Below are 24,546 nucleotides of genomic sequence, written 5' to 3'. Positions count from 1 at the left end.
AGAAGCAGGCCACAACCTGCTTCTTTAAGTCGCCTGTTGGCTTTACACCTTAAACTTCGACAATACAGCGCTAAAATCCTCAGCTATACGCTTTAAGCCCTGACTGGAATCTTTTGTCGTGGCGCTGTGTACTGCATTTTGTTGCGCAGCCGTATGGATATGGTTGGTTTTTTGACTCACGCCGTCCGCCACATCACGTTGCTCTGCCGCAGCTGTACTGATTTGGCTGTTCAGATGATTAATTTCCTCTATGGCTTTGAGCACTAAATCCATAGCGCTACTTGCCTCAGAAGCTTTGACTTCGTTGTCTTTTACAGTTGCCTGTGCAGTCGAATTTAATGTCTGCACTTCGTTTACACCTTGCTGCAACTGCTCAATCATACGTTTAATTTCGCCGGTAGAAGACTGGGTACGGCCAGCCAATAAACGAACTTCATCGGCAACCACACTAAAACCACGGCCTTGCTCACCGGCTCTGGCGGCTTCAATAGCAGCATTTAACGCCAGCAGGTTGGTTTGCTCCGCTATGGTGTTAATCACTTCTAATACTTTGCCTATTTCAGCGCTTGAGGCTGATAAGCTTGCAATTGAACGCTGAGATTGCTGAGAATCCAATAACTGCTGTGCGGCATTTTTGACAGAGGCTTCCAGAGTTTTCATAGCGCCCTGAGTCAAACGCGAGGCCTCAACACTGGCCTGCTCTGCCTGCTCTGCATTGTGAGCCACCACAGAAGCTGTAGTCGCCAACTCATGAACAGAAGAAGCTGTCACTTCTAAATCACAGGTTTGCTTGACGACTTCAGCACTGGACTCCTCTGCCACATGAGCCAGCTCTACTGAAGCTTGTACCAGACCATGAGTCATAGAACTCAGCTCCACTATAGTTAACCGCAGTTGCTCCAGTAGCTGGTCAAAACAGCGCGCCATTTCACCAAATTCATCAGTGCTGTAATTAGAAAAACGACGGGTTAAATCGCCCTCACCTTCGGTAATGGCTTTAATGGCTCTGATGGTATCGTTTACACGGGTGACCACTATGCTATGAGTTAACCAGTACACGACCAATAATAAAATAGCGGCGCCTGCAGCAATGGCAGCCGAGCTTTTAATCACATTGCCACGCACTTCACCACTAAGTTCATCGTTGGAATACGCAGATACAATCTGATAACCCCAAGGTGCAAACTGTTCAGTCTGAATGGTCCAATCCGGATTTTTCGTTTTCAGGATCTGCTCCAACTCTTCTGCCTTGATATGGCTGGACTGAGCCCGGATAGCACCGTTTCTGTCAAGCAAAGCCACAAAACCTGAAGTCAGTAAGCGACTGGATGCCAGCAATTGACGCAAGGCTTCTAAATCTGCCTTATAGCCCACATAACCTATACCAACCACTTCACTTTGTGCATTGGTCAAAGGTTCATAGCCAGTGACAAAAGGGTTGCCTAAAATATCCACTGAACCATAAAAAGCATTGCCTTGACGTATCGCCGCCATAGCCGCGCCTGTAGGGGCCAATAAAGTCCCGGTCGCCCGGCCTGTATCTGTGACAACGTTTGTCGATATACGTACAAAATCATCACCAGTGCGGCTAAAAAGGGTCGCAGTGCCGCCCATAATAGCGGTCAGATCGTCCACTAACTGGTATTTGTTGCCCTGACCTACACTTCCTAACACTAAATCCGGCACTTGCTGTGAGCCAAAAGATAAAGTCTCACCTTGGGATACAGGCCCGACATCAGCAATACGCTTACGAAACAGCTTCATGCTGCTTTGCACTTGCTGGCTCAGCAGACTGTCGGTAATAGTTAAGATATTGGTAATTTCGCGGTTCAGACGGTCTTTGTCTGTGTTAACCGAGCTTTCTATTTCCTGATATTTACTAAACGAAATCACAACTATGGAACCCAGCATCGCCAGTAGAACCAGGCCGGTGAGTGTTAACATAAATTTGCGCTGTACCGACATAAAGATTCCTTAGTGGTTTTGTGGCTACCTTAACTAAAGGCGACCTGGATCAAAGTATTGCGTAATAAAATAGTTTAGCCTGTAGATTTTTATTTCGCAGGCAAGGCTTTTTAAAATCAAAAAAAGGCCAGTCACCAGGACTGGCCTTTGCAAACCCAATAGAAAAAGGGTTCTGCTGTTTCAGGACATTCATCAAGAATGCGGGTATACACCCTATTTCCGTATCAAAAATCCATATTTGCTACGAAATATTTAGTCCGGTCGCACCCGAACTAAAACGATACAGGGCCATTAGCTCTGCTGAACTTTAGTCATTAGCACTGTAAGTTAATCAGCCTATCATCAAAAAGTTTCAATTTTACTGATGTAACCGTTTGCACAGTAACTCTATTATGCCAGAGTCTGCCTTGAAACAGAACGCCAATTGTTAATTTCGTACATTAATCGCACAAAATTTTAACTGATATTCGTAGCTTGAATCAGCCCTTGCCAACAGATAATGAATAAGCTTCAATGGCAACTGAAATCAATCAACTGGCCAACAGAGCCAGCAGAGGAAGCATGACCTCCACTTTTGCCACTTTAGACTGGCTGATGTTTGTTTTGTATTTTGTGCTGCTGGCCCTGACTGGCTGGTGGATCAATCGCTCTGGCGCAAAAAACAGTCAGGAGTATTTTATTGGCAGCAACAGCATGCCCACCTGGCTGGCCGCTATTTCAGTTCTGGCCACTGCACAATCTGCTGCGACTTTTTTAGGCGGACCTGATATTGGTTATCGTAGCAATCTGACCTACCTCGCCAGTAACATTGGAGCCTTAATGGCAGCCTTTTTCGTTGGTTATTTTCTGATCCCACGATTTTATCGCTACAAAGTCAGCACAGTGTATGAATTGCTTGAGTTACGTTTTGGCAGCAGAGCGAAAAAACAGGCCGGCTTGATGTATTTGTTTGGCCGTATTTTTGCCAACGGTGCCAGGCTTTATATGGCAGCTATCGCAGTGTCGATGATTTTATTTACCGATATAGCCTTGCAGCATGTCATTTGGTCCATAGCACTGCTTTGCCTGGTTTCGTTGCTGTATTCGATTTTTGGTGGCATTAAATCTGTGATTTATGGTGATGCTTTTCAGTGTTTTGTTTATGTCGGGGCAGCAGTTCTGGTGCTGTTGTATTTATGGAGCTCTATTCCTGCCGATTTTTCAACGGTCTGGCAGGCCTTAGAGCATCCGCCGCATAATGCAGCCAGTAAACTGACCTTGATAGACACCAGCTGGGATTTCAGTTCAGCCAGTGCTTTTACGCTTTACTCCAGTGTAACCGGCTTGTTTTTGCTTTATATCGCCTCCTATGGTTTGGATCAGGATCTGACTCAACGCGCTTTAACCTGCAAAAATGCCCGTCAGGGTTCGTTGGCTATTATCTGGTCTGTGGTGTTAGTGGTGCCTGTCACGCTGGTCTTTATGCTGATTGGTTTTTTACTGCATATCTTTTATCAACGGCCCGATCTGATGGCTGGGTCTGGTGCTGTGATGCAAAGCAGTCAATTCAGCGGTGAAAATATCACTGTGTTTATGTATTACGTTTTGCATGAAATGCCGGCTGGTTTGCGTGGTTTAGTCACAGTAGGCGTGATAGCTGCAGCAGTGTCAACACTGACATCTGGCTTAAACTCTATGGCTTCTGTGATTATTCAGGACTTGTATAAGCCCTGGCAGCAACAACGACAAGCGAAGACAGAACAGCATTATGTGAGTGCTGCACGTTGGTCTATGTTGCTGTGCGCTCTGGCTTTAGCATTGATGGCGCTGCTGTGTTTTTACTGGCAACAAAGCAGCGATATGCCACTTTTGACTTTTGCTTTGGGTGTGATGGTATTTAGTTACAGTGGTTTACTTGGGGTCTATGCCAGCGCGCTCTTTAGTCAGCGTGGCAGTCCGGCTTCCGTATTAGCTGCATTAATTGGCGGCTTTGTCATCACGCTTCTGATGCAGCCTTATCTACAAAGCTATTATTTACCGACCAGCTGGCAGTTTGATTTAGCCTTTAGCTGGCAATTGTGTATAGGTTTTGCCTGCTCTTTTGTTATTTGTCAGCTAGGAAAAAACAGCGATGCAGTGGCGCAAACAGAACTTAATGGAGTACCAGCCTGATGCGTTATTTAATGCTGCTGCTCTGTTTCGCAGCGACCTGCTTTGCCGACACTAAAGAGCTACAAACAGCAGCTCAGCAGTTAGTCACTCAGCCTGATATCTCCCCTGTTGAGCTAAAAGCAAAACATATAGCTCTGGTGGTGAATCAAAGCTCGCTTGTGGGCGATACCCATCTGCTGGAACTATTGCTGCAACAAGACCTTGCAGTCAAAACGGTATTCTCGCCTGAGCATGGTTTTCGTGGCACCGCCGATGCCGGTGCAAAAGTGGATAACAGCGTAGATCCACAGACTGGTGTCGCAGTGTTGTCTTTGTATGGCAAAAACAAAAAACCAACGGCAGAAGCACTGAAAGATATCAACCTGCTGATTTTTGATTTGCAGGATGTTGGCGTACGTTATTACACCTATTTATCCACTTTGCATTATGTGATGGAAGCAGCTGCAGAGCAGAATATTCCATTGCTGGTATTGGACAGACCCAACCCCAACGGCGCTTATGTTGACGGTCCTGTGCTTGATAAACACTACCAGTCTTTTGTTGGGATGCACCCTATCCCACTTTTACATGGCATGACACTGGGTGAACTGTCGTTGATGATCAAAGGCGAAGGCTGGATTAATAAGGCTGCGCAATTAAAGCTGTATGTGTTGCCGGTAAAAAACTATCAGCGGGATATGCCGTATCAGTTGCCCGTGCGGCCAAGTCCGAATCTGCCGAATGCTCAGGCTGTGGCCTTGTATCCATCATTAGGATTTTTTGAAGCCACGCCTTTCAGCATTGGCCGTGGTACTGATTTTCCATTTCAGGTGCTGGGTTACACCAATCCGCCTTTAGGCCCTTTTGCCTTTAGTCCTGTTTCCAAAGCTGGCGCTGCGCTGAACCCACCACTGAAAAATCAGTTGGTGTTGGGGCTGGATTTACGCAGCGTAAAAGCCGGAGGTCTGGATTTAAGTTATTTAATTCAGGCGCAGGCACTTTTTGCAAAACATCAACTAAAGCTATTTAACTCACCTGATTTTATGGACAAACTCTCTGGCAGCCATAAGCTCAGGCAACAGATTGAACAAGGCTGGAGTGAAGCACAAATTCGTCAGAGCTGGCAGAGTGAACTCATACGCTTCAGGCAACAACGCCAGCCCTATTTGCTGTATCCGGATCGTCCTGCAGAGCAGGAAACAGTCACGCCGAAATGAATCAAGCCGGGAACAGCTCCGCCATTTGCGTTAAAGTAGCGCCAGTCACCCTGTTAATGCGCCAGTCGTGTAGCATCACAGCACCTAAAGACTGATAGAAGTCGATAGCGGGTTGATTCCAATCCAGCACGGACCATTCCAGACGGCCACAATCACGTTCTACCGCCAGCTTCGCCAGATAGGTGATCAAAGCTTTGCCAACACCCACGCCACGGCAAGCTGGCTCAACAAATAAGTCTTCCAGATAAATTCCTGGTTTGGCCAAAAAGGTCGAGTAGTTATGGAAAAACAGCGCAAAACCTACGTCTTTGCCCTGATAATTTGCCAGTACCACTTCAGCATAAGGGTTGTCAGCAAATAAGGTATCACGCAGCTTTTGTTCAGTGGCTACCACCTGATCCGACAGCTTTTCATAGTCAGCCAGTTGCTGAATAAAACTTAAAATAGCGGGCACATCAGCTTCAGTCGCCAAACGAAGCTCAAGGCCATCGATACGGGTTGAAATAATGCTCATCAGAATTCCTTAAAAAGAAGTGGTTCAGAAAAATAACGACACAAAAAACAAAGGGGTCAGAGTCATTAATCCGCTATCAGCAAATCAATGACTCTGACCCCTTGGCCGGCAACGGGCTAATTACTTAGCGCGGCTGCGGTATTCGTCAGTACGGGTATCGATTTCAATCTTGTCGCCGATTTCAACGAAAGCAGGAACCATTAATTCGAAACCTGTGTCCAGCTTAGCTGGCTTCATGACTTTACCTGAAGTGTCGCCACGGGCAGCAGGTTCAGAGTAAACAACTTCACGTACTACGAATGGAGGTAAGTCAACAGAGATAGCGCGCTCGCCGTAGAAAACTACTGAACACTGCATATCCGGAACCAGATATTTCAGAGCTTCAGTCATGTTATCAGCTTCGATTTCGTACTGGTTGTACTCAGCATCCATAAATACATACATTGGATCTGCGTAGTAAGAATAAGTCACTTCTTTAGTGTCTAACATGACTTGTTCGAACTTGTCGTCAGCACGGTACACAGTCTCAAGACCGCCACCAGTTAACAGACCTTTCATCTTCATTTTTACAACAGCAGAGTTACGGCCAGATTTGTTGAATTCAGCTTTCTGAACAACCATTGGCTCGTTGTTGACCATTATCACCTGGCCAGCGCGTACTTCTTGAGCAGTCTTCATCATAATTGAAATATCTTCTTGTTAGGAAAAATTGCGCGACATTATAAGTTTATTTTCAGCAAAACGCACGAGGTTGCTGGCAAGATCTTGCTGCTGAATTAAATATTCCTGCCACTTTTTGTTATGCATCTGAATTTGTTCACTAAAATTACTGAATAAAGCGAATTCTGCGCTGATATCCTGCTCCAGATTCCAGGCCATATGCAGCTTTTCTATACAGGCTTTTTGTTGTTCAGGGGCATGCTGCTGATACTTGTCTAAAAAGGCCTGTAGTTTGACTAAATGTGCCTGCTCTTCCTGTCGGTAAATTTGCCAGATAAAAGCTTTACCCGCCCAATGAGCTCTGATCACTGAGTCTTCACCGCGGACAAAATTAATATCACAGCAAGCCAGCAACTGATCGTACATAGGCTGTGGCATAAAATTTAAAATGCGGATACTTAAAGACTTATGGTCAAAACGCCCGGTTTTAAGTTCGGAGAAAAGTTGGGTTAAATCTGTCGCCAGTTGCCCTTGTGGCACCAGTAGTAAGGTTGTTTGTGCTGAGTTCGCCAATTGCTCAAGCCATGGGCGGATCTGTGCCTGACTATAAGCAAATAACGAGATTTTTCGCTGATAATGCATCGCATCCAACAGGCCAAGCCCTTGCCAAAACTGCTGTTGCAACTGCGCTGAACCGTTTAATTCTGCCAAAGTATCGACCAGCCCATGCTCTCTTAATAAGCCACCGGTTTGCGCGGTAAAACCCGGGAAAAAGAAATACTTCTGCAGAGGTAACTGCGGATGAGGCGAAGGCAAGGCATGACAGCCATGCACCCAATCTTCTGCCGACAGGTATTCCAGATTCAGCCACAGAGGTTTGTCAGTAAAAGAAGCCATCCACTCTAAATAAGATGGCGGAATAGTGCAGGCTAAAGCTTCAATCACCAAATCCGGTCTGTCTGCTGCTGTAAGCTTCGGCAATACAGCAGTCCAATGCCGTACCAGCACATCATGTTGCAACTGACTGGCGAGGCCTGGGTTCACGCTATGGCAAATCTTCTGAAAGCTGACTAAATCGTCGACCCACAAGGTGACCTGCCATTGATGTTCACTCTGCAACTGCCGGGCTAAACGCCAACAAATGCCAATGTCACCAAAGTTATCTACCACAGAGCAAAACAAATCGCAGCGCATGCTTTACCTATCAAATCAGTTGGCTGACCAAAGCTTTCAGCGCTTTGGCCATTAAATACAGGGTGGCGATACTAAGCAGCAGACAACCCCAAAGCAAGGCTTGGTACCATAATTTATGCGCTGCTTGTTTTAATTTTTGCCAAAAACTTTGGGGCTGTTGCCAGTCGGGCAACTGTCGAAACAGCAATAAAGTAAGCCATGCCAATAACACCCAGCCAAGTAATACCACGGATAATAACAAGGCGACTTCAAACACCACAGACGGGCCTTGCAGCAGATAATAAATCCCAAAACCAAGCGCATAAAACCCCAGAAAGACTAAGCCAAAACGCCAGACATAAAGCCGTTGTGCCAGTTGCTGCGCTTTGCTAAGCAGTTTCATACGCCCTTCTCTTTCAGGCTCTCTGCTAAAGTCATAGGATACAAAGGCATCAGACCAGCTTGCCCTGTCATATCAGCCACCAGCCAAATTTGTTCAAACGGATGTTTAGGTGGAATTTGTAATAAATGCGGAGTTTGGGCCAGCTCTTCTGCGTGCCAGTCCGGATGAGCATTGCGGATCACCAGCCAGACTTTTTCTGAGTCATAGCTTTTTTGCGCTTTATTGCTAATGAGTTTATCAAGCGCCTGCAATAAACGTTCTGCCACAGGAAATTGGGTCAGCGACTGCAAAGCGTCCAGCGTGCCACCTTTAAGTTCACGGCCGAGAATTTTCATCGCTTCGGCTTCGCTGCCATACAAATGGGCTATTTCCAGATCCAGCCGTTGCTGCTCCAGGTAACAGGACACGTCAGGCTTAGCCGGTTCGTTATGCCAGATATGCTGCATTTTGATGCCGAATTTGTGCTGGTACAGTCGCATAAAAAGTTTTGCAGCCTGATGTTCCAGCGCTATTTTTTCACCGATACTGCTTTTCATCACACCCAACAAAGTTGTGTTTCGTATAAGCTTGTATCTTAACGAAAAAAAGTCAGGTGGTTATGCATTTTTTATTCGCTGTGGTTTTATCTCTGCTGGCTCTACCCTCTGTTGCTGCAGAGCCTGAATGGACTGCATTAAAAACCAAAGCCGGCATCAGTTTGAGTTACCGATACACTCCAGAGCTTGAAGTCAAAGCCAGCGCCTTTTATCCAGGCAAACCAGAGAGCTTTTTGTTGTTACTCAAAGACACCAAATCGGTGCGACGTTGGCTGAAACAAAGCGAGGATGCCAAGCTTATGGATGGCAGCACAGAACACCACTGGAAGGTTTACACCCGCTTTCAGTCAGTTTGGCCTGTTAGTCCACGGGATATGGTGACCTGCGCTGATGTGCTCAAAAAAGAAAATAGCCTGCTTATTGAAATCACCGATTGTTCAGATTTAGTACCAGAAGCTAAAAATTATGTGCGAATTCGGGATGTGAAAGCAGTCTGGACTTTAACTGCCAAAGATCAGGGTTTTGACATGCAGTATCAGGGCAGTGCTAACCCGGGCGGTGAATTGCCAAAATGGCTGGTAAAACAACTGACGTTAAGCTCATTACGCGCCAGCTTTGTCGCCTTTAAAACTGAGTTAAAACGCCCTGCCTATCAGGAGAAGGCAACACAAGCTACTCGTTAGATTTAGCTTGTTTTTGTTTCAGCTGCTCATAAGCACCAGCATTTGTCACTTTGCTATAGCCCAGGTTTCTTAAGCTTTCCAGCGCAATACCTGAACGACGGCCACTGCGGCAATACAGCTGAATATCGGCCGTCTTATCAGCAGCGACTGCCTGAATTTTTTGTTCAATTTCATCGTAAGGAATGTTGATCGCACCTTCTAAATGCCCTGCGTTGTATTCCTCGACAGTACGCACATCAATCCACAGGCTTTGTGCTAAAGCCTGTGGCCCCCACAGTAACAACAGCAACACCAGTAATTTTTTCATGCCCAAAGTCCTTGTCCATTTAATAATAACAAAAGCATAAAGCAACAGACTGCAACCGACAACAAACCTGGCTTAGACCAAAAACTTAAAACAACAGCCAGAATGATAATCCAGACTGCCGAAGCCGCATCCAGAAAAGTCATCGCCAGTACAGAACCTGCCAGCACAGGCAACACATTCATCAGTTTTAAAACAAAACGTTGCTTTGAAGTACAGCAGCTTAACCAGAAGTAATGCTGCGATAACAACTGCTGCTGCCAAAGTTTCTGTTGGGCATAACACAACAAGGCTAAAACCCAGGTAAACACACAATTTATAAAAAGCAGAGCTTCAGCTTTTAATGGTTGCACCAGCCAGTATTGCCATAAAGCCAACACAAAAATAATGAGCAATAACAGTGCCTTATTTTGCTGCTGCCCGATAAACCAATAGAGCCAATAACGAAATAAAGAACCAGCCGAAAAGGAGTTCCCACTCAACTGATGTTGTAAAGCCCTCTCGAGCAGCATCAAAGCTACCAGCGGTAGGCTCCAAACCGTGACAACAGGTAACACAAATACAGTAAAAAGCGCCAGCCAACTGGTCTGTCGCGCTTGAAACCCCCAGCATAATACCAACAGCAACTGCATGGCATCCAGCCATGCCATCGTCTTTTCACTGAACAGCAGATAAATAAATACCGGCAAAGTTAAAAACCAGAAAGGCAGCTGATTGAGCAGCGCCATCAGCTTATTGCTAAGCCAGGCTACGCGTGCTGAAGGTGCCAGACTTTCGATAAAATACTGTTCTGCTACAGATTTTTGCTGCCAGGCCACAGAGCCTTGCCAGCATAGGATAATCACCAACAACATTTGCAAATATGGCCAACGCTCAAAAGTAGCCAGCTCTGGGTTAAATAACTGAAAACCCAGCAAGACCAAAGGCGCCCAGAGTCCTATCAGCGCATGGCCTGCAATCAGCAACAGCATAAAAGAGAATTGCTTCAGTGGTGCAAAAGCATCCTCAGCCTGTTGCCTGAACAACTCATAACGGAGAAAAAGATAAGTGCCCACCGGCCTTTAACTCCAGATGTTGATTAAGCTCCAGCTGAAAACTTTGTGGTGATAAATGACTGGCGATAAGCACCAAAGCCCCCCGCTCTTTCGCTGTTTGTAACTGCGTGCAGCAATAGACTAAAGAATCCGGGTCCAGTGCGTTAAAAGGCTCATCCAGCAACAGCAGTTGTGGCTTTGCCGCCAAAGCCAAAGTTAAACTCAGCTTCTTTTGTTGGCCTAACGACAATACGGCCACTTTTTGCTGCAACAAAGGCTCTAATGCAAAAGCTTTGGCATGCAGTAGCAACTGTTCCATCGCAGTGCCACGACAACGCGCCATCAACTGCAACACACCAAGCACTGTATTGTCCTGTAAAGGAGCCACCGCATCAGCACTAATACTCACCAAAGCCTGATAAGCAGAGCTACCAACCTGCTGCTGATTAAAGTGAATACTACCCTGCGATGCTTTATCCAGAGCGGCTAAAATTCGTAACAAACTGGATTTACCAGAGCCATTAGCACCACTTAACCAGTGTAAACCCGGCTCTAACTGCAGGCTTAAATGTGAGAACAGCTGCTGTTTGCCATAACTAAAGCTTAAATTCTGAATACTCAGCATTTACAGCATCCACTCTGCATAAAGCTCAGCCAACACAGGACCTACCGATAACACCAGCAACAGCGCCATAGCCCAGTTAAAAATACGCTGGTACAAAGGCTGATTTAATACAGAACGAAGCAAAGCACCACAGGTTAACCAGACACCCACACAAGGGAAACTGACCAGTAAAAAGGCGGCTGTGATTTGAGTGACATCCCACCAGGCGTTACCAGCTACAGTAGTAAAAGCAGCAACTGCACCAGAGGCCATAATCCAGGCCTTGCCATTCACCCATTGAAATAAAGCAGCTTGCAGAAAACTAAAAGGTTTAGCGTCAGAGCCTTCAATACTGCTGGGCGTGCTTGAACCAATTTTCCAGGCCAGCCACAGTAAATACAAAACACCTATGACTTTGATCCAGATATGTAGTTGCGGAAATCGTTCAAACACCACACCAAAACCCAGACCAACCAGCAACACCATTAAAGGGAAACCGAAACAAATACCGAAAAAATGCGGCAAGCTGGCTTTAACACCATAGTTCACGCCAGAGGACAACATCATGATGTTATTCGGACCTGGAGTGATGGTGGTAGAAAAGGCAAAAAACAGTACGGCGAAAAAAACGTCCACTTCAACTCCGGTTCTCTAGGGTTTAATTCATTGAATCTAAAGCAGATCAGGGCAGTAATACAACAAAAATAGTTAATCCGGCTTGTACCAAAGGATCGATTCCCCCAGCGGAGTTTCTGGTGGTAACAATGGATTCTCAAGTTCAACCAGTTTGCGCTCCGACAGTTTCATTTTCTTTAACTGACTGACAAAGTGTTTTTGGAACAATAAATCAAAGCTGCCATCTTTGAGTGCCTTGCGTAAACCCGACTCAATTTTTTCTGCCAGTTGCGGATTTTTATTTGAAACAAAAAAATACACAGCGCCCGGATAATGCAGCAGCCAATCGGTTTCAATATGTAAGCCTTGCTCTGCATAAAGTTGCTGCTCGGCTTCTATTTCCAACACACTGCGTGGCACCGCATCCACTCTTTTATGTAGCAACATCTGAAACAAACTCTGATAACTGGATGCGTTCAGCACTTTAAATTTATTGTGGCGCAGCACATCTGTATCGACCCAATCATGCATCTGCGACATCATTTGCTGTTTTAGTGCCGCTTGATCTTTCAAAGCACTGAATTTTGCCTGATCTTCGTTTCTAATAAGCAATAATCTGTAGCTACCCAAACCTTTATAGATAGGAATACGTATAGGTAAAAAGCGTTTTTCACGATCAATGGACGTCATGGTCCACACCACATCTACTTCAACCCCGGTTTCCAATAAATGCAAAGCCCGGCTTTTGGACACCCGCGCAGAGGTGCTTTGCAAAGTGGCTGTGCTACCCGCTTTTTTCAAAGCAAGTTCAAGTAAAGCAATGGGATAGTTTGAGCGCTGATCACCTGAATCTTCGATGGCAGGATAACGCACAGTGTCAGCAAAAGAGCTTAAAGGAAAAAAGGTCAGGCAAAGCAGCAGATAAAAGCAAGATCTGTACATCAGGCATATCCTGAAAAATGAACTGCTTAGAGTGTAATAGATAAATATAAAAATGGGGTCAGATCACATTGTTAACAGTTAACAATGTGATCTGACCCCATTTTAAGGTTTTAATCTTCGAAGAAGGTATCGCGCAGAGCTACAGTGCGGTTAAACACCAAATGATCCGGCGTTGAATCTTTGTTGTCAGCACAGTAATAACCTTCCCGCTCAAACTGGAAGGCTTTTTCTGCTTCAGCTGCTTTTAAGCTTGGCTCAACCCAACCTGTTTTCACTGTGAGTGAAGCTGGGTTAATCACAGCTAAAAAGTCTTCTTCAGCAGCAGGGTTTGGCACTGTAAATAACTTGTCGTAAATACGGAATTCAGCAGGCACAGCTTGTGACGCTTCTACCCAATGAATAACACCACGCACTTTACGGCCATCCGCTGGATTAACGCCTAAAGTATCCGGATCGTAAGAACAAATCAGTTCAACAATATCGCCTGCTTCGTTTTTAATCACTTCGTCAGCACGAATGACATAAGCGCCACGTAAGCGAACTTCGCCACCTGTCACCATACGTTTGTACTTTTTGTTGGCTTCTTCACGGAAGTCCGCACGGTCTATATACAAAGTACGGCCAAACGGCACTTTACGGCTGCCCATGCTTTCTTCTTTTGGATGGTTATGAACCTCTAACCATTCCACATCGGCGGCGTTGTAGTTGCTGATAGTGACTTTTAACGGATCAATGACCGCCATAGCCCGTGGCGCATTGGCATCCAGATCTTCACGGATACAAGAGTCCAAAGCACTGATTTCAATCATATTGTCTTGCTTGGTGACACCAATACGTTTGGCGAATTCACGCAGTGACGCTGGCGTAAAACCACGGCGACGTAAACCTGCAATAGTAGGCATACGCGGGTCATCCCAACCCGCTACATGGCCACCTTCAACCAGATTGTGCAGCTTACGTTTACTCATCACCTGATATTCAAGATTCAGACGGGAGAATTCGATTTGCTGTGGATGACAAGCAATAGTGATGTTGTCCAAAATCCAGTCGTATAAACGACGGTTGTCCTGGAACTCCAGCGTACATAACGAATGCGTAATGCCTTCCAGCGCATCAGAAATACAGTGCGTGAAGTCGTACATTGGGTAAATGCACCACTTATCACCGGTTTGATGGTGATGGGCAAACTTGACACGGTAAATCACCGGATCCCGCATACACATAAACGCTGAGCTCATATCAACTTTAGCGCGCAGCGAACACTCGCCTTCTTTAAAACCACCAGCACGCATTTTTTCAAACAAGGCCAGGTTTTCTTCAGGTGAGGTATCACGGGTTGGGCTGTTTTTACCAGGCTGAGTTAAGTTGCCACGGTATTCACGCATTTGTTCTGCATTTAAAAAACAAACATAAGCCAAACCTTTGTTAATCAGCTCAACCGCATAGCCATACAAAGTATCAAAGTAATCTGATGAATAACGCACATTGCCAGACCAGTGAAAGCCTAACCACTTCACGTCCTGCTGAATAGAATTTACAAAGTCGATGTCTTCTTTTTCAGGGTTGGTGTCGTCAAAACGTAAGTTACACTGGCCCTGATAATCTTCAGCGATGCCAAAGTTCAGACAAATAGATTTAGCATGACCAATGTGCAGATACCCATTAGGCTCTGGCGGGAAACGGGTCACAGTAGTGTTGTGTTTGCCTGAAGCCAGATCGGCATCGATGATCTGACGAATAAAGTTAGTTGGGCGATGTTCAACGTCCGCCATAAAATTCAAATCCTTATCTAAATGCACCGACAGCAAATTTGTCAGTTTGGACATATAAAATACTGCTGCATTATAACAGCTGAAATGCCGCTGACTACTGGAGTTTCAGACTTAAGATTGCAGCATTTCCATATACACCAGTTCCCAGACATGACCATCTAAATCCTGAAAACCATGAGCATACATAACTCCGTGATCTTGGGGCTGGTTATAGGTTTTACCACCTGCTTTTACCGCCTTTTGCACCAGTTCATCCACTTCAGCTTTGCTGTGGCAACTTAAACAGTTCAGTACTTCAGTCTGCTGATGGCTGTTGATTAAAGGATTCGGGCTGAATGAAACAAACTTCTCTTTGGTCAAAAGCATCAGGTACAAGTCATCACTCAGCACAATACAGCTGGCGGTATCGTCACTAAACTGAGGATGAAAACCAAAACCCAGCTGCAGAAAAAAGTCGGTGGAGGCTTTTATATCGATAGCAGCTAAGTTGATAAATAATTTGCGGGTCATGCTATTTCCTTAAATCGGCATCAACCGCCAGATTACCTGAAGCTGGTTCTGACGAAAAGGCAGATTTTCCAGCTCAGCAGGGCCTAAATAAATCCAGGCTTTGCTGATGGATTTGGCTGCTGATTTGAAAAATACCCAACAAACTATGGAACAAATGATCATGGCTGAGCTTTTGTGTTGTTCTTTGCGCCATACATTCAGCTTGTAATTTTTGAGCGCTGGCATAAGCATCGGACATCCACCACAGCATAGGTACTTTAGTCTGGGCATCCGGCGCCATCCAGTAAGGTAAACCATGCAAATAAACGCCATTTTCACCCAGAGATTCACCGTGATCTGATAGATACAGCATGGCCGTCTGATAGCCCTGCTCGTCCTGTAAGGTCCGGATAATACGGCTAAGCAGCTCGTCAGTCGCCACTATGCTGTTGTCATAGGCATTGATAATTTCAGCTTGCTGACAAAGTTGCAGTTGCTTGTTCGTACATTCAGGTAAAAAGTGCTTTTGGCTGGCAGAGCTACGTTTGAAATACTCAGGACCATGACTACCCAACTGGTGCAACACAATCAGCCGATCTGAGCTGTATTGTTTGGTGAGCTGAGCTTGCAATGCCTGCAATAAAATCTCGTCCTGACATTGTCCGTCTTCACATAACGGATTGGGGCTGTCGTTAAATAAAAACTCTGACGGCACTCTGTCACAAACCGTTTTACAGCCCGAATTATTATCAAACCAGCTGACAGCTATGCCACTGCGCTTAAGTATATCCAGCACATTGCTGGAGTTTTTTGCCACAGACTCGACATATTTATCGCGTCCCATAGCGGAAAACATACAAGGTACAGAGTGCGCTGTGGCTGTGCCGCAGGAGCTGACATCGCGAAAACTGTACAGAGGTAACGCAGATAATGCGGGGTTAGTGGCTCTGTTATATCCATTGAGCTGAAAATGATCCGCTCGCGCAGTTTCCCCCAGAACCAGTACAACCAATCGTGGTTTTGCTGTTTTGGCCGCAACAGGCTGCACTGCATCAGTGCCAAGCTCTATAAATTGCTCGGGAAAGCGGCTGTTTAACCATGAGCCGGAAAAGGATACAGCGGCCGATACAGGACTAACAGGCAAAGCCAGATGTTTAACATCTCTGAAATTACGGAAAAAAGGCGCAAGTTCTGTATAAGCTGAAGCGGCCAGACTCAACAGCGCAGCAAAAATCAGTACCAGACAGAGCAACCAATGCAACAAAAACTGCCGCAGTGGCATCACCCGAACTTTGATCAGACTACTGCACAGCAAAGGAAACAACATCACAGTGCTGACAGTCCAGAGCATAGTAATACTCAGCAAGCCCCTCGCCTCTGCCGCATCCGTTTCCATTGCGTTTTGCAGCATAGAGGTGTCGATCACTATGCCAAAGCTGGTAATAAAGTAATAACTCACAGCACCTGCACCAAACAACAACAGCATCACAGGTTTTTGAATCGTTCTGAAACTAACTAAAACTGTCAGCAAAAAGTTCAGTAAAAATAACAATAAAATCAAACAGAACTGCAATTTAAACTGGCCTGGAACTTTAGCCTGAATACTGGATAAAAAGGGCCCATTGAGCAGCAAGGTCATACCAAGCGCAGAGATCAGCGCAAACCATAATGGATGCCAGAGCTTTTGTAGCTGAACAGCACTTTGATGTACGCCCGCAACTGGTAATACAGAAATCAAAGACTCAGCCATTCTGGCGCCCTCCAACTGATAGGCCCGAAGCATCAAAACCCGGCCTTTGTAGCCGGATATAATAAATGGCGCTGCAAAGTGCCCAACAAATAGCAGCGGTACCAATATCATGAGAGAAAAAATGAGCGCCCCGGCTTTGTTGTACTGCACCTAGTAGTAAGCCTGTCACCGCAGCACCAATCAAAGCTTTGAAGGCCCACTGCGGTTTAATCTCGAGGAAAAAATAATAAAGCCCAAGCCAGGCAAAGCCTATGCTGGCGTGGCCTGCCGGAAAACACAGATGAGTGGGAGTGCCCTCTGGCCTTGGCTCGAGTAGCCCATAAAATGGCATATCTCCGCCAAACTGAAGCAGATCCCATGGGCATTCCATAGGTAAAACATGCTTCAGCCAGGAAACCACAGCAAAACAACTCAGGAGTGAATACAACAAAGTCGCCACAGCACGGCGTAGCACAGCAGATTGTCCGGCAGAACACAGCCACACTCCGTAGCAAATCAACACCACGACCAGCACCAGGTTTAAATCCCGCACTCTGTCGTGTAAAACCTTCTGCATCAGCCAATGCTGCTGTAAAACCCAACGGCCCCCCTGCTGTTGATACAACCAGTCGGCCAATACAAAATCCAGTTTCAACTGGTAAAACAGATAAAACATCAGGCTCAAAATAAGCAAAGGCAGCAGCACTGTTTTTATTAAAGTGCCTGCATAAGAAGAAGTTAAAAGGGGCAAAATTTCTACTCCGGATAAGTCACTGCGGTTGTAGCCTTCAAACTAAAGCTCAAAACTTAAGGCATACTTAAAGAATAAAAAACGGCAGAATCATTCTGCCGTTTTTATGAGATTAAATCAGTGTTGCCCGCAAAGAGCGGAGCTGGAGTTTTTCTGTTCTCTATATAAATAAGAGGGCAACTGCACTAAAGCCAAAGCCTGATTTTTATCTGAAAGCGACACAGCCTGAGCGCTTAAATCAAGCTTTTGCTGCTGTGGCTGATAAAACCCAGCGACACTTTCACCATCAGGTTTTAAGATCACTAACTCCTGCTGCTGTGTTTTTTGCTGCATCAAGGCAAAGTAATTTTCAAACTGCAATAATGCGCGGCCGGGGCTGGTGTTATCCAGAGTAAAATCGCGGCCTGTCATGGTATGGCAACTGGATATACCCATCATGGATAATAAGGTGGGCGCTAAATCAATCTGACTGGCAAGGGTTTTCAGCAGTTCTGGTTTTGTATCAGCTCCTAAAATCAGCCCCGGAATATGAAACTTTTCGACCGGGATCAGGTTATCGCCGTACACTCTGTTGTCATGATCGGCCACTATTAAAAACAAGGTATCTTGCCAATAATCGCTTTGTTTGGCCTTCTTGAAAAACTGCCCCATGGCCCAGTCGGCATATTTCACCGCGTTATTGACTGTAGCTTTTGGTTCTTCATTTAAATCGATGCGGCCATCCGGAAACTCAAAAGGTTCATGATTGCTCGAGGTAAAAATCAGACTGAAAAATGGCTTATCCTGCTGATGCAAAGCCGTTAATTGTTGGTGCGCAGTAGCAAATAGGTCCTCATCACTGGCGCCCCAACTGCCGGTAAACACAGGGTTTTGCATCTGGCTTTGATCCACAATCTGATCCACACCATTACCGGTAAAAAAGCTGCGCATATTGTCAAAATGCGCTTCACCACCATACACAAACTGGGTCTGGTAGCCCTGGGCTTTAAGGATTGATGCAAGCGTAGTGAAATGTTGTTGGCTATTGGATAACTTCACTGTGCTTTGTGCTGGTGTCGGCGGAAACCCAGCCACTACAGCTTCAATACCACGCACAGAACGGGTGCCTGTGGCATACAAATTTTCAAACCAGATGCCCTGCTGTTTTAACTTTTCAAGCTCCGGCGTGACGGCCAAACCACCTAAAGACTTTACAAAAGTAGCACCTAAACTTTCCTGCAACACTATCACCAAATTCAGTGGCTTCGGACGCTTGATCATCGCTTGTTGCCAATGCGCTGTGGGGTAATTGGGGTTGGTAAACTGATAAGATTTTAACCAAGGCCAGTCCAGACTTTGCTTCAGCATTTGTTCTGTCGGCAATTTGCCATAGATCTCACTGGAATGCGCTTCATGCTTCAGATTGTACAAAGCATAAAGCACTGAATACCCAGAACTTAAAACCAGCGAATTCACCATAGCGTCCGCAGTAATAGCAAAAATGGCCGGATTAGCAGGCCTGTGATCAGTGGTAGAACGAATACCGGCAAATAACAACATAAAGGCCAGACACCAAAGCCCAACAGTTTTACCCACGGACCATCTAATCAGGCTGCATTTGCCAGAGCGAAAGATCTGCCGCATTAACCAGGTCAACACCAAAGTCGCAACAACACCTAAAACTAAAGGCAAGCGAAAACCAAACCATAAAGTCGACAGCACTTCTTTTGGGTATTTCAGATACTCGATAAAAAGCCGATTCGGTCGCACATCGTATTGCAGAATAAAAGCCGGTGATGCCAGTTCCATAAACACCAATAGCACTAATGCTAGCAGGCACCACAAATAACTAAACTGAAACCAGAGCTTGCCTAAGCCTCGCACTGACGAGAGAGGAATAAGCAGCACAGGCACAACCAAGAGTAAACAAATCACGATAATATCGGCCCGCAGGCCCTGCACAAACAACTGCGTCAGCACATCAGTCTGGGCTACTCTGTCGTATTGCCATAACACCAAAGCCAGCCTGCTCAGACTCAACAGCACCAAACCCAGCGCAGCAGTACGGATCAAATAGCGATAAGGGCCTAAGCAAAACAAATTGGAAAAGAAAGAAGGTTTTTCGGCGGTGATCATAGACATAAACAGGCTTGTGGTTTTAGTTGAGACCAGCATAAAAGTGAATACTTAAGGGAGACTTAAGGGGGGAATTTTGATCGCTATTAGAGGCCTGGTATTTCAACCAGTACACTTGTGGTCGTCTGCACAGACCATGCTCTTTACGCTGTGACCTTACTTGCTACTAAAAAGCAGAAATGAATAAAGAACTAAAGTCTAACCAGAGAATATATCCGCTTCCTATCCCCTGTTGCACTGCAACTTTGTGGCGAGTGCAAGCTATGCAGCAACAAAATCCAGTAACTACTAAAACTCATACTCCAGCGCAAAACGTAAAGTGCGGTCTACTGTGTCGTTGTCGATGGCAACTATCACCGCAAATTCCCATTTCAGCTGTTCTTGTTTATCAAATTTATGCACGCCCATTAAGCTTGGGCCTGCGCCTTTGTAGTTTTCGCCGGCATATAATTCAATGGCTGGTTGTACTGCGGGTAACCAGCGATAACGGTATTGAGCGCGGAACTCGCCTTCCCATTCGGCATCCAGCGTTTGGCCCCATTCATACACAGCCAGAGCGTTTAACGTCAGGCTGGTTGGGCCGAATTCTTTTTCCATTAAAAGGCCAGTGGTGAATTCGTAGTTGTCCTGGTTATTTTGCCGCTCCAGTTCAAACAACATACCCCAGTCAGCACTGTACTGGCCCTGCTCTGTCAGCATCCAGCGCAGCTCCAGCTCGTAACCTGTCAGTTTGTAATCTTCAGGGCTGATGCGATCTGCGATGACATAAATTTCCAAGGCTGCACGTTCAGCGACGGAGAAACCGTAACCCAGTTTTTGCCCCATGGTGTTGTTATCCGGGTGATCAGCCTGACGCTGATAAAAGTAGCGGTATTCAAATTCACGCTCTAGCGGCTGTACATAAGGGTGATACACCTTATCCACCACACGCCCATCCGCCAAAGCCGGCATGCTGCTGCACAGACAAACAAAACACAAAGCCTTCACCATCGCTTTTTTGCTGTAAAGCTTCATCTTTTTTTCTCCATCAAGCTGCAACACCAGAACAACACCGTAAAACACAGCAAATACAACAGAACTTGCGACAGACTGGGTGTGGCTTCATAACCCATCAGCGCCTGCAAAAAGAAACCCAATTCAGATTGCTCCGACAACAACTGCTCGGTTTGCCAAAGCTGTGGTCCAGCCACAAGCCAATCGGACTGAATAAGTAAAGCCGATGCCATCATCACCTGACGAGCACCTGACAAGGACAGCAGCAAAGCGAAACTATGGATACGCCACTGTTTCAGCTCGGTCAGCAAGTAATACCAAAGCACAGCTATGCTGGCCCCTATACCTACTCCCAAAGCTGAACCTAACACCAGATCGGCCGGTGTGTTTTCTGCCTGACTAGGTAACCAGATATATAACAATAAGTTACTGCCACTGATACTAAACAGACAAGCAGCGGCAAAAGCTGAACTCCAGAGCGCATACTTTGATTTCAAAGCTGCCATACAAAGCAAGACAAAACAGCTCAGATACAAAAAGCTGTATAAAAGCTCCAACCCCAGGCCATCCAGTTGCTCGGAGATCCATACCATTTTAAGGCTGATCAGGCTTAGCATCAGTACTGATGGCAAGGCAAAATACATGGCAAAACTACGCCAGACACTTCTATGCCATACCAGCAACGTCGCCAGCAACAAACAAAGCGGTAAGAGCTCGCGTAAAAACATCAGCACCGTATTAATAAGCATGTTTAGCCTTATACTGAAGCCACTCTTCTGTGGGCAGAGCTATTAACACCCCTTGCGCGCTGTCCGGATTATATTCGCCAAAAAACTGGTATTTTCCTGGCTGCAAAGGCCCGATGAATAAAGTGGCTTTGCCTTTGCCTAAAATCACTTTTTCGCGGTTTAAACTAAAGCTTTCAAACTCTTCAGGCGACGGATCCTGATTCAACACCAGCAACTTCACTTTTTCACCAGCGGGCACATACAGCACTGAAGGCAGAAACAGATGATCTTTAATCTGCAGTTCAAATACGCTTTGCTCCGCTACAACAGGCAGAGTCAGCAATAACAATGCTGTAATAGGCAATGCTTTTTTACTGTTTTTTCTTAACTCTTTGTTTTTCAAAGGGGCAGTTCCACTGTCACTTTTAACCCGCTGCTAAAATCAGAGGCCCCAAGGCTAATGCGGCCCTGATGCAAAACCACTATATCCCGTACTATAGCCAGACCCAAACCTGAACCTATAGTGCCGGATTGGTGCCTGTCGCCTCCCACCCGATAAAAACGGTCAAACACTCTGCTGTATTCTTCCGGCGCTATACCTGGGCCATTATCCTGCACCACCAGTATGGCTTGCTGTTGTTCATTAGATAGTTGTGTAGACAATTCCAGCTGGATAGAACCACCCACCGCACTGTATTTACTGGCATTACCCACCAGATTGCTGACTAATAAACGCAAAGCAAAAGCGTCCCCTTTCAGTGATAAATGCTCAAGGCCCAGCAGCTCAATTTGTTGCTGCTTACTGTCAATTTGTGGGTACCAGTCGGCCACCACCTGACGGCATAAACCTGCTAAATCCAGCTGTTCAGTGCGGGCCTGGAAGTGTTCGGGGTTGGTGCGGTTGAGCAGCATAATTTGTTCGATCAGCGCGCTCATACGCTCAACACCTGCCTGCAAGGCCAACATGGAACCTTCAGGGTCGCTAATGTTTGATCGCTGCCACTGCTGAGAAGCATTATGCAAATTCACCTGCAATACACTTAATGGGGTGCGCAGCTCGTGCGCCACGTCTGAGGCAAAACGTTTTTCCCGCTCAAAGGCATCGGCTAAACGGGCAAATAACTGATTGGTGGTTTTTAGCATCTGATCCAGCTCTGCTGGCACCTGGTCTAACTCTACCGGGCTTAAATCATTGGCTTTTTTAGACGACAGCTGGGCAGAGAAACGTTTGATAGGCGACAAAGCTTTACTGACGACTAACCAAATCAATAAGGCTTGCAGCGGTAAACTCAGCACGACAGGATAAATAGAGGCTGTGATCACTTCATCCGCCAGTTGCTGCCGCTGTTTCAAGGGTTGTGCCACTATCACAGTCAGCAGATCGGTAGGCGTCTGACGAAACACCCGCCATCTTTTACCAGCAAAATTATGCTCACTAAAACCTTCAGCGTCCGACATCGACGTTTCAGGCGCCAAAGCACTGCGATACACCAGCTCGCCTTTTTGCCAGACTTGCAGCGCCAATCCCAACTCTTGCTGTGAGCCAGCCTGATACTGCTGCGACAAACTGGACGCCAGTACCTGCAAATCCTGATCAAACAATGCTTCAGCCCTGATGGCGCTTTGTTTATAGCTTTGCAAAGCAGCAACAAAGCTAATCAGCGTAAAAAGCGCGATCAGCACTGTAACTAAATAGCGGCGTAGGGATCTCATATATTTAGGTTGAACTCACGCTATAACCAACCCCTCGCAGGGTTTTAATAAAATCTTTTGGTAACTTTTTACGTAAGTTAGAGATATGTACTTCCAGCGCGTTGCTGGCTACTTCCTCACCCCAGGCATATAAACTGGCTTCAAGCTGCTCGCGGGTTTTTATCCGTCCAGCTGATTCCATCAATTCTTTCAGCAGCATATATTCGCGGCGTGACAAGCCAACAGCTTCCCCTTCGACCCGCACCAGATGCGCGCTGGTATCCAATTCGACTTGTTGTAACTTAATTAAATGAGTGGCCGCTGTGCCAAGCCGCCGCTCTATCACCCGTAAACGGGCGAACAATTCAGGCATAGCAAAAGGTTTCACCAGATAATCGTCTGCGCCTAAATCCAGACCTCGGATCCTGTCATCTACCCCATCACGGGCAGTCAGCACCAGCACAGGTAAATGGCCTTCTCTCTGACGACTTTGTTTGAGGATATCCAGACCGTCCATATCAGGCAGACCTAAATCGAGGATCACAGCATCGCAGTCTTTGGCTTTGATGCTGCTTAAGGCATGTTGACCCAAACTTACATGATTGACCGCAAAACCCTGACTGGACAACGCCAGCACAAGACCTTTGGCTAAATCTAAGTCGTCTTCGACCAGTAATAGTCTCATACATGCCCCTGTATTCGAACCTGAATATAGATTGGGATAAACCCTAAACAGCATCTGATTGAAATTTGATGCGGGCGGGGATAAACCCATCCAGCATCGTATTGAACGATAGACGGGCGAGGACAAGCCCCGCCCCTACACGTTTTGTAGATTAACGTTTTAGCTTTTTCGCTACTTTGGCTTCCAGTGCAGCGATTTCTTGCAAGCGGCCTTGATCGGCAGTTGGGCGATCCGGACGAGGTGCTGCCTGTTTTGCCTTTTCAATGTAACTCATGGCTGCTTTATAGTCGCGCTCTTCAGTTAAAAATTCTGCATAAAAATAATTAGGATCAATGCCTTGAGGATTAATGCTCAGCGCTTTTTCCAGCATTTTTTTGGCATTTTTGTCGCTGCCAAAGCCAATAGGCCAGCCTGGTACTTTGTAGTAAAGCACACCTAAACTGGTGTAAGCCGAACCTTGTAAGGCCTGACTGTCAATTTTAAGCGCAGCTTCCAGGTCAGCTTTGGATTCTTCTGCCAGCGACATAGCGCCCAAGCCACCTTTTACCCCGGCATAACTGGATTTAATAATGCCACGCCAAATCAAGGCTTCGGCTTTGTCAGGATTAGCAGCGACCACTGCATTGGCTTGTTTGACCAGCTCTGGAAAAGCCTTCTCTTTCTGGTCTTCGCTCATACTGTAATTCGCTTCAGCCCAGCGGTCCTGCAAAGGTTTAATATCCTGCAGTACATCGGCCTGAGCAGCCAACGTCAGGAATAAGGCTGGGATTAAAGTGGCTAATTTAAATGTGTTCTTGGATCTGTTCATAGGT

Annotated in this window: 25 protein-coding genes; 3 read left to right on the top strand and 22 right to left on the bottom strand. The window is 46.1% G+C overall.

The window, feature by feature from the left end; translation table 11 throughout:
• Positions 1-42: 42 nt before the first annotated feature.
• On the bottom strand, positions 43-1,965 hold the full coding sequence (locus OM978_RS09535) for a methyl-accepting chemotaxis protein (protein ID WP_264346651.1): 1,923 nt from the start codon (positions 1,963-1,965) through the stop codon (positions 43-45).
• A 513-nt stretch (positions 1,966-2,478) separates the two neighbouring features.
• On the opposite strand from OM978_RS09535, the gene OM978_RS09530 reads away from it, so the two are divergent.
• Together OM978_RS09530 and OM978_RS09525 are read left to right on the top strand one after the other, a co-directional pair.
• The gene (locus OM978_RS09530) at positions 2,479-4,116 is read left to right on the top strand and encodes a sodium:solute symporter (protein WP_264346650.1); all 1,638 of its coding nucleotides are present in this window, start codon (positions 2,479-2,481) and stop codon (positions 4,114-4,116) included.
• The gene (locus OM978_RS09525; protein WP_264346649.1) at positions 4,116-5,312 is read left to right on the top strand and encodes a DUF1343 domain-containing protein; all 1,197 of its coding nucleotides are present in this window, start codon (positions 4,116-4,118) and stop codon (positions 5,310-5,312) included. Before OM978_RS09530 ends, OM978_RS09525 begins: the two co-directional genes overlap by 1 nt.
• Position 5,313: 1 nt before the next feature.
• On the opposite strand, the gene OM978_RS09520 is transcribed toward OM978_RS09525, so the two are convergent.
• The 5 genes from OM978_RS09520 to OM978_RS09500 all read right to left on the bottom strand — a co-directional run bounded on the left by OM978_RS09520 (position 5,314) and on the right by OM978_RS09500 (position 8,598).
• Complete coding sequence (locus tag OM978_RS09520) at positions 5,314-5,826, bottom strand: GNAT family N-acetyltransferase (protein WP_264346648.1); 513 nt, start codon at positions 5,824-5,826, stop codon at positions 5,314-5,316.
• A 120-nt stretch (positions 5,827-5,946) separates the two neighbouring features.
• Positions 5,947-6,504: an elongation factor P gene (gene efp / locus OM978_RS09515; protein ID WP_264346931.1), complete on the bottom strand. Its 558-nt coding sequence runs from the start codon at positions 6,502-6,504 to the stop codon at positions 5,947-5,949.
• 21 nt (positions 6,505-6,525) lie between these two features.
• A complete protein-coding gene (gene earP / locus OM978_RS09510) occupies positions 6,526-7,680 on the bottom strand; it encodes an elongation factor P maturation arginine rhamnosyltransferase EarP (RefSeq protein ID WP_264346647.1) in 1,155 nt (384 codons plus the stop codon).
• A 10-nt stretch (positions 7,681-7,690) separates the two neighbouring features.
• A complete protein-coding gene (locus tag OM978_RS09505; protein ID WP_233006980.1) occupies positions 7,691-8,062 on the bottom strand; it encodes a hypothetical protein in 372 nt (123 codons plus the stop codon).
• Entirely contained in the window at positions 8,059-8,598 is a 540-nt protein-coding gene (locus OM978_RS09500) for a hypothetical protein (protein WP_264346646.1), read from the bottom strand. The genes OM978_RS09505 and OM978_RS09500 overlap by 4 nt, the downstream gene beginning before the upstream one ends.
• Before the next feature lie 62 nt (positions 8,599-8,660).
• Between OM978_RS09500 and OM978_RS09495 the strand changes: the two genes are divergently transcribed.
• Positions 8,661-9,281, top strand: coding sequence for an START domain-containing protein (locus tag OM978_RS09495; protein WP_264346645.1), 621 nt, complete (start codon positions 8,661-8,663; stop codon positions 9,279-9,281).
• Here OM978_RS09495 and OM978_RS09490 read toward each other — a convergent pair.
• The 16 genes from OM978_RS09490 to OM978_RS09415 all read right to left on the bottom strand — a co-directional run bounded on the left by OM978_RS09490 (position 9,271) and on the right by OM978_RS09415 (position 24,542).
• On the bottom strand, positions 9,271-9,588 hold the full coding sequence (locus tag OM978_RS09490) for a rhodanese-like domain-containing protein (protein WP_264346644.1): 318 nt from the start codon (positions 9,586-9,588) through the stop codon (positions 9,271-9,273). The genes OM978_RS09495 and OM978_RS09490 overlap by 11 nt on opposite strands.
• Positions 9,585-10,640: a hypothetical protein gene (locus OM978_RS09485; RefSeq protein ID WP_264346643.1), complete on the bottom strand. Its 1,056-nt coding sequence runs from the start codon at positions 10,638-10,640 to the stop codon at positions 9,585-9,587. The genes OM978_RS09490 and OM978_RS09485 overlap by 4 nt, the downstream gene beginning before the upstream one ends.
• Positions 10,612-11,244, bottom strand: a complete 633-nt coding sequence (locus tag OM978_RS09480) for an ATP-binding cassette domain-containing protein (protein ID WP_264346642.1) — start codon at positions 11,242-11,244, stop codon at positions 10,612-10,614. The genes OM978_RS09485 and OM978_RS09480 overlap by 29 nt, the downstream gene beginning before the upstream one ends.
• On the bottom strand, positions 11,245-11,859 hold the full coding sequence (locus OM978_RS09475; RefSeq protein WP_264346641.1) for a LysE family translocator: 615 nt from the start codon (positions 11,857-11,859) through the stop codon (positions 11,245-11,247).
• Between the two features lie 72 nt (positions 11,860-11,931).
• Complete coding sequence (locus tag OM978_RS09470; RefSeq protein ID WP_264346640.1) at positions 11,932-12,780, bottom strand: substrate-binding periplasmic protein; 849 nt, start codon at positions 12,778-12,780, stop codon at positions 11,932-11,934.
• Between the two features lie 110 nt (positions 12,781-12,890).
• On the bottom strand, positions 12,891-14,552 hold the full coding sequence (glnS, locus tag OM978_RS09465) for a glutamine--tRNA ligase (protein WP_264346930.1): 1,662 nt from the start codon (positions 14,550-14,552) through the stop codon (positions 12,891-12,893).
• A gap of 111 nt (positions 14,553-14,663) precedes the next feature.
• The gene (locus tag OM978_RS09460) at positions 14,664-15,062 is read right to left on the bottom strand and encodes a VOC family protein (RefSeq protein WP_264346639.1); all 399 of its coding nucleotides are present in this window, start codon (positions 15,060-15,062) and stop codon (positions 14,664-14,666) included.
• A gap of 73 nt (positions 15,063-15,135) precedes the next feature.
• A complete protein-coding gene (locus OM978_RS09455) occupies positions 15,136-16,791 on the bottom strand; it encodes a phosphoethanolamine transferase (RefSeq protein ID WP_264346638.1) in 1,656 nt (551 codons plus the stop codon).
• Positions 16,784-17,521: a phosphatase PAP2 family protein gene (locus OM978_RS09450; protein WP_264346637.1), complete on the bottom strand. Its 738-nt coding sequence runs from the start codon at positions 17,519-17,521 to the stop codon at positions 16,784-16,786. The genes OM978_RS09455 and OM978_RS09450 overlap by 8 nt, the downstream gene beginning before the upstream one ends.
• A 117-nt stretch (positions 17,522-17,638) precedes the next feature.
• Positions 17,639-19,642: an LTA synthase family protein gene (locus OM978_RS09445; RefSeq protein ID WP_264346636.1), complete on the bottom strand. Its 2,004-nt coding sequence runs from the start codon at positions 19,640-19,642 to the stop codon at positions 17,639-17,641.
• A 282-nt stretch (positions 19,643-19,924) separates the two neighbouring features.
• Positions 19,925-20,650: a hypothetical protein gene (locus OM978_RS09440; RefSeq protein ID WP_264346635.1), complete on the bottom strand. Its 726-nt coding sequence runs from the start codon at positions 20,648-20,650 to the stop codon at positions 19,925-19,927.
• Positions 20,647-21,378 (bottom strand): hypothetical protein, encoded by a 732-nt coding sequence (locus tag OM978_RS09435; RefSeq protein ID WP_264346634.1) that lies wholly within the window; start codon positions 21,376-21,378, stop codon positions 20,647-20,649. The genes OM978_RS09440 and OM978_RS09435 overlap by 4 nt, the downstream gene beginning before the upstream one ends.
• The gene (locus tag OM978_RS09430; RefSeq protein WP_264346633.1) at positions 21,368-21,760 is read right to left on the bottom strand and encodes a cupredoxin domain-containing protein; all 393 of its coding nucleotides are present in this window, start codon (positions 21,758-21,760) and stop codon (positions 21,368-21,370) included. The genes OM978_RS09435 and OM978_RS09430 overlap by 11 nt, the downstream gene beginning before the upstream one ends.
• A complete protein-coding gene (locus OM978_RS09425) occupies positions 21,757-23,070 on the bottom strand; it encodes an ATP-binding protein (protein WP_264346632.1) in 1,314 nt (437 codons plus the stop codon). Before OM978_RS09425 ends, OM978_RS09430 begins: the two co-directional genes overlap by 4 nt.
• Before the next feature lie 4 nt (positions 23,071-23,074).
• Complete coding sequence (locus OM978_RS09420; RefSeq protein ID WP_264346631.1) at positions 23,075-23,734, bottom strand: response regulator; 660 nt, start codon at positions 23,732-23,734, stop codon at positions 23,075-23,077.
• 151 nt (positions 23,735-23,885) lie between these two features.
• Positions 23,886-24,542, bottom strand: a complete 657-nt coding sequence (locus tag OM978_RS09415) for a hypothetical protein (protein WP_264346630.1) — start codon at positions 24,540-24,542, stop codon at positions 23,886-23,888.
• Between the last annotated feature and the right edge of the window lie 4 nt (positions 24,543-24,546).

This window comes from Rheinheimera sp. MM224, assembly GCF_947090785.1.
Classification (GTDB): Bacteria; Pseudomonadota; Gammaproteobacteria; order Enterobacterales; family Alteromonadaceae; genus Pararheinheimera.
The sequence above is the reverse complement of the archived record's forward strand: the minus strand, read 5'-3'. Positions and strand labels throughout refer to the sequence as shown.